A 12,745-nucleotide genomic window follows, 5' to 3' on the forward strand; every position below is an offset into this window, starting at 1 on the left:
GTATGGATAATATAAATTAATATTTTCGAATTCATTGTATGGTGATTTTACGAGGATGTAAGAATGACGATCTGAGGACCGATACGGGAGGGTATGAACATGATGGATATATACATGCTGCTCGTGATGGCTGTGAGTTATGGAGTGATACTGCTGTTTGTACGCTGGTGTGATGCGCAGACCTCCAAAGGAGGGCGAAAAGGATGATGGTTGTGCTTACGCTTACGGCGATTGTGTTTGTGTATTTAATCTACGCACTCCTGAATCCTGAAAAGTTCTAATCAGGTGAACAGGATCAAGCGGGCGGGGGACAGCAGATCGTGGATGAGACATCAGAGGCAGCGGGTTTTCGCAAACGTGTGCACTCGCCTGGTGCTATGAACCCGTCTGTTGTTCCAAACGCAGGAGCATTTTGAAGGAGGGAATAGATGATGGAGCTGCTGCAAATTGGAATTGTGATTGTGATATTGCTGCTCTTGGTGAAACCAGTGGGCACCTATATATATCATGTATTCTCAAATGAACCGAATCGGACAGATCGGGTGTTTGGCGGAACGGAGAAGCTGATTTATAAGGTTATAGGATTGAAAAAGCTGGAGAGCATGCGTTGGACCACGTACGTTATGAGCTTCATTGCTACGAATGTCGTGCTTGTGGCGATCAGCTATGTGCTGCTGCGCTTGCAGGGACTGCTTCCCGTTAATCCGTCTGGAAATGGCAATATGGAAGCGTCACTTGCTTTTAATACAGTGATCAGCTTTATGACCAATACGAATCTCCAGCATTATAGCGGAGAAAGCGGACTTACGTATTTGACGCAGATGGCGTTCGTTACGATGATGATGTTCACTTCGGCTGCTTCCGGTTTTTCGGTTGCTGCGGCTTTTATGAGAGGATTGACGCGGCGCGGTGAAGGGACGGGCAACTTTTTTCAGGATTTTATCAAAGCGATTATACGGATTTTTCTTCCATTGGCCTTTGTACTTACGCTGGTGCTGGTCGGACTGAAGGTACCGCAGACGCTTCAGTCTACGGCGGATATTACAACGCTGAGCGGAACACAGCAGCAGATTGCTTTGGGACCCGTTGCTTCGATGGAATCGATCAAGCATTTGGGCACGAACGGGGGCGGTTTCTATGGGGCCAACTCGGCGCATCCTTTTGAAAATCCAAATCCCTGGACGAATGTGCTGGAAATTTTGGCGATGTGGGTGATGCCGGCTTCGCTGCCGTATACCTTTGGACTGTTCGCCCGTAATCGCAAGCAGGGCTGGATTATTTTTAGCTCCATGATGGTATTGTTCCTCGTCTTCCTATCCATTACGTATGTGTCGGAGAAAACGGGCAATCCGTTGATTCATGCACTGGGTGTGGATGCTTCTCAGGGAAGCATGGAAGGGAAAGAGGTTCGCTTCGGCATTGGACAATCGGTGTTGTTCACGGCTGTAACGACGGCGGCAACCACTGGCTCGGTGAATAATATGCACGATACGCTGACCCCGCTGGGCGGTATGGCTGCTTTGGGTGAAATGATGCTGAACGTCATTTTCGGCGGTAAGGGCGTCGGGCTGATGAATATGCTGATGTATGCGATTCTGGGTGTGTTTATATGTGGATTGATGGTCGGCAGGACCCCGGAATTTATGGGCAGGAAAATTGAAGGCAAGGAAATGAAGCTGATCGCGATTGCCATTTTGGTACATCCGTTTCTCATTCTGGTGCCGACTGCGCTCGCTTTTATGAGTCATTGGGGATACGATGCGGTCACAAACCCCGGATATCACGGGTTGACTCAGGTGTTATATGAATATGCGTCATCTGCGGCTAATAACGGTTCGGGATTTGAAGGTCTTACGGATAACAACGTATTCTGGAACGCGACAACAGGGATTGTTATGTTCTTCGGACGATATGTATCGATTGTTGCACTGTTAGCTGTAGCGGCTTCATTGAATGCCAAAGCACCGACTCCAGTGACGACGGGCACACTTCGTACGGACAACAAGCTGTTTGGGGCGATTCTGATCGGGGTTGTGCTGCTGATTGGTGCTTTGACCTTCTTGCCCGTCATCGTATTGGGACCTGTGGCTGAATTTCTGACCATGTGAAGAAGATGAACATGAAGAAGAAAATGAGAATGGATGAACGGGGTGCTTGATCATGAAGGAACAACGCAAACGCATGCTGGACAAAAGCATCTTAAAGCATGCGATCAAGGATAGCTTTATGAAATTAAATCCGATGATCATGATGAAAAATCCTGTCATGTTCGTCGTGGAGATCGGCACATTGGTTGTGCTGCTCATGCTTCTGTTTCCCGGTTATTTTGGAACGGGTAATGAAATGGGCTTTAACCTGGCTGTTTTTATCATCCTGTTGTTCACGTTGCTCTTTGCTAACTTTGCTGAAGCGCTCGCAGAGGGTCGGGGTAAAGCACAAGCTGCCTCTTTGAAAAAATCTAAGCAGGATACACAAGCCAACAAGCTTGTCGGGGATGAGATTCAGGTGGTCAGCTCGACCGAGCTGCGCAAAGGTGACATTGTGATGGTGTCCCAGGGCGACATGATTCCGAGCGATGGTGAGGTGATTGAAGGTCTTGCCTCAGTGGATGAATCGGCGATTACGGGAGAATCGGCTCCAGTGATCAAGGAATCAGGTGGTGATTTTTGCTCGGTAACCGGCGGGACGCGCGTGGTCAGTGACCGAATTAAGGTGCGGATTACGACAGAGCCGGGTGAGACGTTCATAGATAAAATGATTTCGCTCGTGGAAGGCGCACAGCGGCAAAAGACGCCGAACGAAATTGCGCTGAATACCCTGTTGATCAGCTTGACGATTATTTTTCTGATCGTGGTGGTGACGCTGGCACCGATTGCCCGTCATTTTAACATTGACCTGCCTGTTCCCGTGCTGATCTCGTTGCTGGTCTGCCTGATTCCTACAACGATTGGAGGACTGTTGTCAGCCATCGGGATTGCCGGTATGGACCGGGTCACCCAGTTTAACGTGCTGGCCATGTCAGGCAAGGCAGTAGAAGCATCCGGGGACATCAACACGATGATTTTGGACAAAACAGGGACAATCACCTTCGGTAACCGGATGGCGAGCCAATTCGTGCCTGTAGGCGGCGTAGAGGAGACAGAGTTAGTGAAGTGGGCTGCGATGAGTTCGATGAAGGATGAGACGCCTGAGGGGCGCTCAGTTCTGGAGCTGATGCGTAAGCAGGAGCACACGCTGGATGAATCCTTGGCAGCAGGCGGGACCTTTATCGAGTTCAAGGCGGAAACCCGGATGAGCGGTCTGGATCTGGCTGATGGACAAAAGGTACGTAAGGGCGCGGTGGACTCTGTCCGGCAGTGGGTACTATCGCAAAACGGCAGCGTTCCAGCCGATCTGGAGGAAAAAGCGAATCAGGTGGCCTCTGAAGGAGGTACGCCGCTGGCTGTCGCGCTGGATGATCGGATATATGGCATTATTTATTTGAAGGACACGGTGAAGCCGGGCATGAAGGAGCGATTCGATCAGCTCCGGGAAATGGGCATACGCACGATCATGTGTACCGGGGATAATCCGCTGACAGCCGCGACAATTGCACGGGAAGCGGGTGTGGATGATTTTGTGGCTGAAAGCAAGCCGGAGGACAAAATCGCAGTCATCCGCCGTGAGCAGGAGCTGGGCAAGCTTGTTGCCATGACCGGAGACGGTACGAATGATGCTCCTGCGTTAGCACAGGCTGACGTCGGGCTGGCCATGAACAGTGGTACGATCGCGGCCAAGGAAGCCGCCAATATGGTAGACCTGGATTCCGATCCGTCCAAAATTATTGAGGTGGTCGCTATCGGCAAGCAGTTGCTTATGACACGAGGTGCTTTGACAACGTTCAGTATCGCAAACGATGTTGCCAAATATTTTGCCATTATTCCGGCGATGTTCATGCTGGCGATTCCGCAAATGAGCGCATTAAACGTGATGGGGCTTGGTTCTCCGCTATCTGCTATTTTGTCGGCGCTGATCTTCAATGCTGTTATTATTCCGCTTCTGATCCCGCTGGCCATGAAGGGCGTGAAGTATAAGCCCATGAGTTCGGATCGTCTGCTGGGACGGAATTTGCTGATTTACGGTTTGGGCGGTATGGTGGTGCCGTTTGTCGGCATTAAGGCCATTGATTTGCTGGTGCATTTGTGGATTTAACGCAGCCTGTGAAGGTGTGCATTTCGGATACTGAATGGAAGCAGAAAGGATGAGCAACATGAGTGGCTTTTATCGGATGATGTCCGGACGCAGATTTGCTGCACACGAAAAAGTCGGGTCTGCCGGGCAGGGGAATAACAAGCGTCCAGAGACGGATGCTGTGCCGAATGGACAGCCGGAGAGAGAAGAGATGCGGGGAGGCACCATTATAGGAGTGGCCTTGCGCACCTCGGTGCTGATGATTCTGCTGTGCGGTCTCGCTTACCCGCTGGTTAGCACGGGCGTGGCACAGGTATTGTTTCCGCAGCAGGCGAACGGCAGTATGCTTCGTAATGCAGAGGGTCAGGTAGTCGGCTCCGAGCTGATCGGGCAGTCCTTTGCCAATCCGGCGTTTTTTCAGGGGCGGGTATCGAGCATTGATTATAATGGGGCTGGTTCAGGCTCCAGTAACTACGCACCGTCCAATCCGGCCTTAATACAGAGGGTCAAGGATTCGATAGCGGATTGGCAGAAAAATAATCCGGATGTACCAATCAGTCAGGTTCCGGTGGACCTGATTACAAACTCCGGCTCCGGTCTGGACCCGCATATCTCGCCACAGGCGGCATTGGCTCAGATCCCGCGTATTAGTGGCTTGACGGGTATTACACAGGGTAAGCTGAAGGCAATGGTACAGGAGCAGACCGAAGGCCGCAGTGCCGGGGTGTTCGGTGAACCACGTGTGAACGTGCTCAAGCTGAACCTCGCGCTTGAAGCGCAAACGCAGGCACAGCCTGACAAGCGGTAAGTTGGACGATGGATTAGGGTAATTAAAAAAAGGTATCCCGGGTTGCAATAAGCCAAGGGGATACCTTTTTCTTGATTTTAAAGTGTTGTTTGCCTCTCAATGACCTGAAATCATTTGTACGATGAGCACCACATTCAAGATAATGATGACAGCGGTCACGATCCAGGCTAATACTTTTTGCCATGTTTTGTTCGCAAACTCACCCATACGCTTTTTGTCGCTGGTGAAGATCAGCAACGGGATGATGGCAAAGGGAAGCTGGATGGACAGAATGACCTGACTTAGCACGAGCAATTCTTCGGCCCCTTTTTCCCCCGCGATTGCTGTGACGATCACCGCTGGAATGATAGCGATGAGTCTGGTTACCAGACGGCGCAGCCAAGGCGCGAGACGAAGGCTGAGAAAGCCCTCCATGACGATTTGCCCGGCTAAGGTACCGGTTACGGTTGAATTCTGACCGGAAGCGAGCAGCGCCACCCCGAACAGGATACTGGCGAGCGTGGTTCCGAGTAATGGCGACAGCAGATAGAAAGCATCGCTGATTTCCGCCACATCGGTTTTTCCTGCTGTATGGAACACGGCTGCGGCGACGATCAGAATCGCGGCATTGATAAACAGGGCGAACATGAGCGCTATACTCGAATCCCATGTTGCGAATTTGATAGCCTCTCGTTTGCCTGCTGACGTCTGCTCGAATTTACGAGTTTGTACGATGGACGAATGCAGGTACAGGTTGTGAGGCATCACGGTAGCGCCCATAATACCGATGGCGATATACAACATGCTTGGGTTGGTCAAAATTTGTGAGTCCGGTACAAAGCCACCCATCACGCTGCTCCATTCCGGCTTAGCCAAAATGAGATTGATGCCAAAGCAACTGGCAATCGTCACCATCAGTACAATGACCAGCGTTTCCAAAGCACGAAAACCTTTATTTTGCAGTAATAAAATAAGCATGACATCAAATGCGGTAATCAGGACACCGTACAATAGTGGTATACCGAACAGCAGCTTGAGTGCAATGGCTGAACCGATGACCTCGGCCAGATCCATGGCTGCAATGGCGATTTCGCATAAAAGCCACAAGCCGATTGCCACCGGGCGACTATAGGCTTCGCGGCACATCTGAGCTAGATCTTTGCCTGTGGCAATGCCGAGTTTGCCGGATAAGGCTTGTAGCAGGATGGCCATCAGATTGGAGATCAGAATGACACTGAGCAGTGTATAGCCAAATTGCGATCCGCCTGCAATGTCTGTAGCCCAGTTGCCGGGGTCCATATAGCCGACAGCGACCATATAGCCGGGTCCGGCAAAGGCGAGGAATTTTCGAAACCACGTGCCGTCCTTCGGGACGTTCAAGGAGCGATTCACTTCCGATAGTGAAGCGATTTCCGCCAGGTTCCCTTTTGTATTTCTCATACGCTTCACCTTCTTTATCCATGTTGGAATATATTATTAGTGACATAACTATTGCTTTATCCCTATTGTACACCCACAATAGTTTTTGTCCAGTGCAACTTTTGTGCGGTTAAGCAAGTTAATCTTATTTTAACCCACGACAGGTTGTCGGTCATATTATAAATCCGCGCTCTCCAGTGATTCATTTTGTGTGGTTTGTTTAAAGTACATACGAGAAGGAAATCATCATTAACATGGCGATGATCCCAGCGAATGTAAACCATGTAAAGAAGGAGAGATGAAATCATGGAAGCATTATACACAGCATCAGCAACGGTACATGGCGGAAGAGACGGTTCTGTCGCTTCATCGGACGGAGTTTTGAAGCATAAGCTCAGTACACCGAAGGAATTGGGTGGTGCAGGTGGAGAGGCCACGAATCCCGAGCAATTGTTTGCGGCAGGCTATGGCGCCTGTTATGAGAGTGCATTGGCTAATGTAGCCCGCAAAGCCAAGGTAAAAGTGGATAATGTTGAGGTCACCAGCCACGTGTCCATCGGTAAGGACCCGAGCGATGGCGGCTTCCAATTGGCGGTGCGTCTAGACGTGAAAATACCGGGTATTGAACGTTTTCAGGCCGAAGATTTGGCACGTCAAGCGCATGATTTTTGTCCGTATTCCAAGGCGACTCGTGGCAACATTGACGTCGAGCTGAACGTCATTTGATCGCGAAGCACATAATCTCTACGTTCCTGCCGCCGATTCATCGGCGGCTTTTGCATATAGACCTTGATTCGCGGAGATCCGAGACTATTTGACATCATCGCCAAAATTCATTAAGATGGCTTAGGTGATTCTGGTCATCAGGTACGAAACAAATTTGAAAAATACGGGTGATATGATGTCTTACAGACCGAATATTGTTAATTTCACGCTGGCTGGCAGCAACGAAAAAGAAGGGCTTTATGAGTTTAAAATGAGTTTGGCCGATGGAACGGAGTGCCGCGTTTTTTCTCAACGTAATCCGGAGTGGACCTTGACGAATATCAGTCGATTGCTAACGACGCCTTGCCCGGTATGCCATAAGGATTTTATCTGCAAGTGTATGGATAAGTTCCATGATGAGTTTTTAGAGCAAATTAATTCGAAACAGCTGTTTGAGAAAGCATTGAGCTAGTTCTCAAAACAGGTAAAAGCCTATACATTGTTAAACAAGCGTCGGATGATTTCGGCGTTTTTTTGTTTATACTCATACTGTTGAAGTATTCTGTTGTTTATTTCCCGGAGGTGAAATGCATGTATGAAGCAGTCTGATCATTCGATTGTGTTGGTGGATGGTGTATGCCATTTTTGTCAGGGGGCGGCCCGCTTCATTATTAAGCGTGACCCGAAGGGGACGTTTCATTTTGGTTCCCTGCAATCCGAGCAGGGACAGAAGCTTCTGCGTGCAGGAGGATTGTCAACGGATCAGTTGGATACATTCGTACTGATCGAAGACGGTATGTATTACACAAGGTCAACCGCGGCTTTGCGGATTGCCAGACATCTGCGTTTTCCATATCCGCTGGCCTATGTCTTTATCCTCGTTCCCCGCTTTATACGCAACGCAGTCTATAACTGGGTGGCACGTAACCGATACCGCTGGTTTGGCAAGGATGAAGAGGATCAATGTCAGATCCCCCCACCAGAAATTAGGCAACGATTTTTTTAACTGTTCAGGATTCAGGTTTCGGAGGAGCAGCTTTCTTTTTAGAGTCCTTTTTGGAGCGATGACGACGAATCAGCCATATCACAACTGCCGCAATCAGGATCAGGCCCGCAACGGCTACATATATGATATGACGCAGATTGGGTACGTTGACGGATAACTTTAGCTCATTAGATTCTAATGGGGCAATATTCCAACGCAGCGTTTTTCCGTCTGCCGATACACTGTCGGCATTGCTGGCTGCGGGCTGGATCGGTAAGGATATGCTAAAATTTAGATCAAGCTGCCGCTCCACTATTTTGCGTGCGAACACATTCATTTGCTCTAATTTGTCACCGAGTCCCCGAGCTTCCTCAGGAAGCATCTGTGGCAGATCGAGCTTCATTGTAAGATCATAGTTAGTTGTGAAAAAATGTGGGGTCACAGCACGTTTAAATTCTAATCCCTCAGGTAGATTTAGACCCTGATTGGGATTTTTTCCACTTGCACTCCAATCTCCTTGATAGTGCCCCTTGATTTGATAACCCTTTCTTCCCTGCTCAGATAGTGGCTGAACATTTAGATTGTTGCTTTGAATCCGCTTGGCCAAGCGGTCCAGCAGTCCTGGATTATCCAACATCACTAGCGTCTGATTGTTTACACTGAACGAAGCATCCATATCCACACTTTGATCCAGATGAACATCTACATGGACGTCCCCCCGTGCACAGGAAGTGAGAGGGATCAGACAGCACAGCAGCACAAAAATGAGCAGCATTTTCCGTGTTCGATGTTGTTGATGCTTGTCCCGGTAAGGGCCGTATCCTGTTTGCTCCATGATCTTCCCCTTCTTTATATATGTTCTTTCGTTTAACGATTGGATATCTTCTATATATTACACATTCGGAGAGCTAAAATCGAACGGACTGACAGGATAAATAGATTTTTATATTTAAAATGTTTCCTTGGGGAAACATTTTAGTGTATACTCTAAAATATAGTATTAGGAAAAAATAATTGACATCATGAAATAGTTTGTCCCAAATACATATAAATAGAGGAGGATGTTGAAACATGAATAAACGGTTTAAGACGACTGTACCGCGATGGGCTTTGATGGCAGGAACATTGTTCCTGGTTTTAGTTGTAGCAAGTGCATGCACTAATGGTAAGAAGGCGGAGCAGGGAGCTACCGGAGAGGCGGGGCAAAAAATAAAGGCAACAGCTACCATTGGCATGATTTCTGATATTGTCGGCAAGGTAGGGGGTAATCATGTGGAGGTTACAGGCATTATGAAGTCAGGTGTTGACCCACATTTGTACAAGGCTTCTCAGGGAGATATGCGCAAACTGGATCAGGCGGATATTATTTTTTATAACGGACTGCATCTGGAAGGAAAAATGCAGGATATTTTGGAGAAGATCGGCAAGCAAAAACCTGTCGTACCTGTGTCCAAAAATATTGCTCAGGATCAGTTGCGCTCAGGTAGCCCGGAAATGGGGTCGGAGCATGATCCGCATATCTGGTTTAACGTACAAAACTGGATGTCTGCAGTAGAAACCGTCAGAGATGAATTGTCGACGCTGGATGCTGCTCATGCGGAGGATTATAAGACGAATGCAGAAGCTTATCTCGCTGAACTGCAGAAGCTGGATGATTACACGAGGGAGCAGATTGCCAGCATACCAGAAGCCCAGCGCGTGCTTGTCACGGCCCATGATGCTTTTGGCTATTTCGGAGATGCCTACGGCATTCAAGTGAGAGGCCTTCAAGGAATGAGCACAGAATCCGAAGCGGGCTCTCAGGATGTGACCAAGCTGCGTGATTATTTGGTTGAACATAAAATCAAGGCTATATTCGTAGAATCCAGCGTTCCAAGAAAGGCCATAGATGCGGTCATCCAGGGAGCAGCGCAGCAGGGCCATACAATCAAGGTTGGCGGCGAGCTGTATTCGGATGCGATGGGTGAGGAAGGCACGGAAGACGGTACGTATATTGGAATGGTCAAGCATAACGTTAATACGATTGTTAAAGCTCTTAAATAAAGGAGGAGGAAACAACATGGAGCATTCACCACTTGTGGTTCGTGATTTATCTGTAGCTTATCAAAAAAAGCCCGTTCTGCTTGACGTTTCCTTCGAGGTGCCGGAAGGCAAGCTGATTGGTATTATCGGTCCGAACGGGGCTGGGAAGTCCACGCTGATCAAGGCTGCGCTTGGACTAATCCCGAAGCTCAGAGGCGAGGTGTTGGTTTACGGCAAGCCTTATAAACAGCAGTTGCTCAAGGTTGGTTATGTGCCGCAACGTGAGTCGGTAGATTGGGATTTTCCGACGAACGCGCTGGATGTGGTCATGATGGGACGATACGGCAGACTCGGCTGGTTCAAGCGGCCAGGAGCCGCTGATCGTCAGGCTGCGCTGGAAAGTCTGGACAAGGTAGGCATGAGCGACTATGCGGACAGGCAGATCAGTCAGTTATCCGGCGGGCAGCAGCAGCGTGTTTTTCTAGCCAGAGCACTTGCGCAGGACGCTCAGCTTTATTTTATGGATGAACCGTTTGTAGGTGTGGACGCTGCAACAGAAAAAGCCATTATTTCATTGCTCACAGATTTGAAGCGGCAGGGGAAAACGGTACTTGTCGTTCATCATGATTTGTCTACGGTCACAGATTATTTTGATCAGGTCATGCTGCTGAACGGCCATCTGATGGCGTTCGGAGAGACGGCAGACATTTTCACCGAGGAAAATCTTCAACGTACGTATGGCGGACGTCTGGGCATACTCAAAACAGGTCCGGATTCCGGCACGATACTCGGAGTGAGGTGAGCGGTATGACAAGCTTGGCTACGCTTTTGGCCGATCCGAATATGCAGTGGATTCTACTGGGCTGCATCTTGCTCGGTTTAAGCAGCGGTGTGATTGGCAGCTTTATGTATTTGCGCAAACAGTCGCTCATGGGGGATGCTTTGGCACATGCGGCTTTGCCGGGGGTATGTGTAGCATTTATGATTACGGGCACAAAATCCGTATTTGGATTTATGATCGGGGCCGCCATTGCAGGTATTGTTGCAACCTTTGCCATCAGTGCGCTGACCCGATACTCACGAATCAAAAGCGATTCGGCGATTGCAGCCGTGCTGTCTGTATTTTTCGGCTTTGGCATTATGCTCTTGACGGAAATTCAGCACAGCGGAGCGGGGAATCAGAGCGGGCTGGATAAATTTCTGTTTGGTCAGGCGGCAGCAATGGTATTGTCTGATGTCTACACGATGGCGGCAATTTCGGTGGTGCTAATCGGGATCTGTATATTGTTCTTCAAGGAATTTAAGCTGCTTAGCTTTGATCCCGGCTTTGCCCGTGGACTTGGTTTTCCGGCAGGCTTGCTGGATAAGCTGTTGATGCTGCTGATTGTTATTGCGGTGGTTGCCGGTATTCAGGCGGTGGGTGTCATTATGATGGCGGCCTTGTTGATTACACCTGCGGTATCGGCAAGATACTGGACCGAGAAGCTGGGGGTCATGGTGTGTCTATCGGGTTTGTTTGGTGCTATAGCGGGCTTCGGTGGAACGGTCATTAGTTCTTTGGGGCAAAATCTGCCCACAGGGCCGTTGTGTGTGTTGTGTGCGACTGTCGTGTTCGGTGTGAGCCTGATTTTTGCGCCGCAGCGCGGAATGATTTCCAAGGCTATCGTTCGGTTGAACGTCAGGAAAAATCTGGAGCAGGCAGTCGGAACACAGCCAAGGGAGGAGCGTGCCCTATGAGTTCATTTTATGTGATCTTGACGGGAATGTTAGTGGCAGGGGGATGCAGCATTGTTGGCTGCTTTCTCGTGCTTCGGAAAATGGCTATGATTGGTGATGCGATCAGCCATGCGGTGCTGCCTGGGATTGTTATTGCCTTTCTAATCAGCGGATCGAGGGACTCGGTGTGGATGATGTTTGGTGTGGCCGTGCTGGGTCTTCTAACGGTGTACCTGATTCAGCTATTCCAACAAAGCGGTCTGCAAAGTGATGCTGCCATTGGCGTAGTGTTTACAACATTGTTTGCCATAGGTGTTTTGCTGGTCAGTGTGTTTGCTTCCAATGCCCATCTGGATATGGATCACGTTTTGTATGGGGAAATTGCTTATGTGCCGTGGAATACGTTAGAGATTGCTGGCTTCGATGTCGGTCCGAGGGCTGTGTGGATTACGGGCGCGATGTTTTTGATTAATTTGCTCGTGGTAGGGGGATTTTTCAAGCAATTTAAAATCACTTCCTTCGATCCTGCGCTGGCGGCTTCGGTAGGTATTCCGGTTGTTTTTTTTCACTATCTGCTGATGAGTCTCGTCTCGCTTACGACAGTGGCATCGTTTGAGAGCGTGGGTGCGATTCTGGTGGTCGGAATGCTCGTGGTACCGCCTCTTACGGCTTATCTGCTGACGGAGAAGCTATCCCGTATGATTGTGTACAGCGTCGGGTTTGGGGCGATCAGTTCGGTAGCAGGCTTTTACACAGCAAGTGTACTGGATGCTTCTATTGCCGCATGTATGCTGTGTGTATCGGGTTTGCTGTTGCTGCTGGCCTTTCTCTTTTCCCCGTCCCATGGGGTGGTGTGGCAAAAGTTGTTCCAGCAACGAGGACTGGTTCGTGAAGACAGCAAGTAATTCGCAGAAGGCGATCATCTATGAGTGCCTAAAATA

13 protein-coding genes are annotated in these 12,745 nt (G+C 49.2%); 11 read left to right on the forward strand and 2 right to left on the reverse strand.

All coding sequences use genetic code 11. From position 1 onward, the window contains the following. Positions 1 to 206 precede the first annotated feature (206 nt). From kdpF to kdpC, 4 genes are all read left to right on the forward strand, one after another. A complete protein-coding gene (gene kdpF, locus E0698_RS27585) occupies positions 207 to 281 on the forward strand; it encodes a K(+)-transporting ATPase subunit F (RefSeq protein WP_223264321.1) in 75 nt (24 codons plus the stop codon). 150 nt (positions 282 to 431) lie between these two features. Continuing rightward, positions 432 to 2,108, forward strand: coding sequence for a potassium-transporting ATPase subunit KdpA (gene kdpA / locus E0698_RS01695; RefSeq protein WP_192510399.1), 1,677 nt, complete (start codon positions 432 to 434; stop codon positions 2,106 to 2,108). A gap of 52 nt (positions 2,109 to 2,160) precedes the next feature. Beyond that, positions 2,161 to 4,191 carry a potassium-transporting ATPase subunit KdpB gene (gene kdpB / locus E0698_RS01700; RefSeq protein ID WP_192510400.1) on the forward strand — a complete coding sequence of 677 codons (2,031 nt, stop codon included), beginning with the start codon at positions 2,161 to 2,163 and terminating at the stop codon, positions 4,189 to 4,191. A gap of 58 nt (positions 4,192 to 4,249) precedes the next feature. Beyond that, positions 4,250 to 4,978, forward strand: coding sequence for a potassium-transporting ATPase subunit KdpC (gene kdpC, locus E0698_RS01705; protein ID WP_192510401.1), 729 nt, complete (start codon positions 4,250 to 4,252; stop codon positions 4,976 to 4,978). Positions 4,979 to 5,074: 96 nt separating this feature from the next. Here the strand turns inward: kdpC and E0698_RS01710 are convergent, their stop codons facing one another. After that, entirely contained in the window at positions 5,075 to 6,397 is a 1,323-nt protein-coding gene (locus E0698_RS01710) for an Nramp family divalent metal transporter (protein ID WP_192510402.1), read from the reverse strand. Positions 6,398 to 6,682: 285 nt separating this feature from the next. Between E0698_RS01710 and E0698_RS01715 the strand changes: the two genes are divergently transcribed. From E0698_RS01715 to E0698_RS01725, 3 genes are all read left to right on the forward strand, one after another. Further along, complete coding sequence (locus E0698_RS01715) at positions 6,683 to 7,102, forward strand: organic hydroperoxide resistance protein (protein ID WP_192510403.1); 420 nt, start codon at positions 6,683 to 6,685, stop codon at positions 7,100 to 7,102. 124 nt (positions 7,103 to 7,226) lie between these two features. After that, a complete protein-coding gene (locus E0698_RS01720) occupies positions 7,227 to 7,553 on the forward strand; it encodes a hypothetical protein (RefSeq protein ID WP_025682429.1) in 327 nt (108 codons plus the stop codon). Positions 7,554 to 7,676: 123 nt separating this feature from the next. Further along, a complete protein-coding gene (locus E0698_RS01725) occupies positions 7,677 to 8,087 on the forward strand; it encodes a thiol-disulfide oxidoreductase DCC family protein (protein ID WP_192510404.1) in 411 nt (136 codons plus the stop codon). Between the two features lie 4 nt (positions 8,088 to 8,091). Here the strand turns inward: E0698_RS01725 and E0698_RS01730 are convergent, their stop codons facing one another. After that, positions 8,092 to 8,901 (reverse strand): DUF3153 domain-containing protein, encoded by an 810-nt coding sequence (locus tag E0698_RS01730; protein WP_192510405.1) that lies wholly within the window; start codon positions 8,899 to 8,901, stop codon positions 8,092 to 8,094. A gap of 236 nt (positions 8,902 to 9,137) precedes the next feature. Here E0698_RS01730 and E0698_RS01735 point away from each other — a divergent pair, with 236 nt between their 5' ends. Genes E0698_RS01735 through E0698_RS01750 form a run of 4 tightly spaced genes read left to right on the forward strand, consistent with a single transcriptional unit; the run spans position 9,138 to position 12,709 of the window. Continuing rightward, the gene (locus tag E0698_RS01735) at positions 9,138 to 10,109 is read left to right on the forward strand and encodes a metal ABC transporter solute-binding protein, Zn/Mn family (RefSeq protein WP_192510406.1); all 972 of its coding nucleotides are present in this window, start codon (positions 9,138 to 9,140) and stop codon (positions 10,107 to 10,109) included. A gap of 16 nt (positions 10,110 to 10,125) precedes the next feature. Continuing rightward, entirely contained in the window at positions 10,126 to 10,890 is a 765-nt protein-coding gene (locus tag E0698_RS01740; protein ID WP_134910696.1) for a metal ABC transporter ATP-binding protein, read from the forward strand. Between the two features lie 5 nt (positions 10,891 to 10,895). Then, complete coding sequence (locus E0698_RS01745) at positions 10,896 to 11,825, forward strand: metal ABC transporter permease (protein WP_192510407.1); 930 nt, start codon at positions 10,896 to 10,898, stop codon at positions 11,823 to 11,825. After that, entirely contained in the window at positions 11,822 to 12,709 is an 888-nt protein-coding gene (locus tag E0698_RS01750) for a metal ABC transporter permease (RefSeq protein WP_192510408.1), read from the forward strand. The genes E0698_RS01745 and E0698_RS01750 overlap by 4 nt, the downstream gene beginning before the upstream one ends. Positions 12,710 to 12,745 lie beyond the last annotated feature (36 nt).

Source organism: Paenibacillus sp. 23TSA30-6, from assembly GCF_014858585.1.
Classification (GTDB): domain Bacteria; phylum Bacillota; class Bacilli; order Paenibacillales; family Paenibacillaceae; genus Paenibacillus.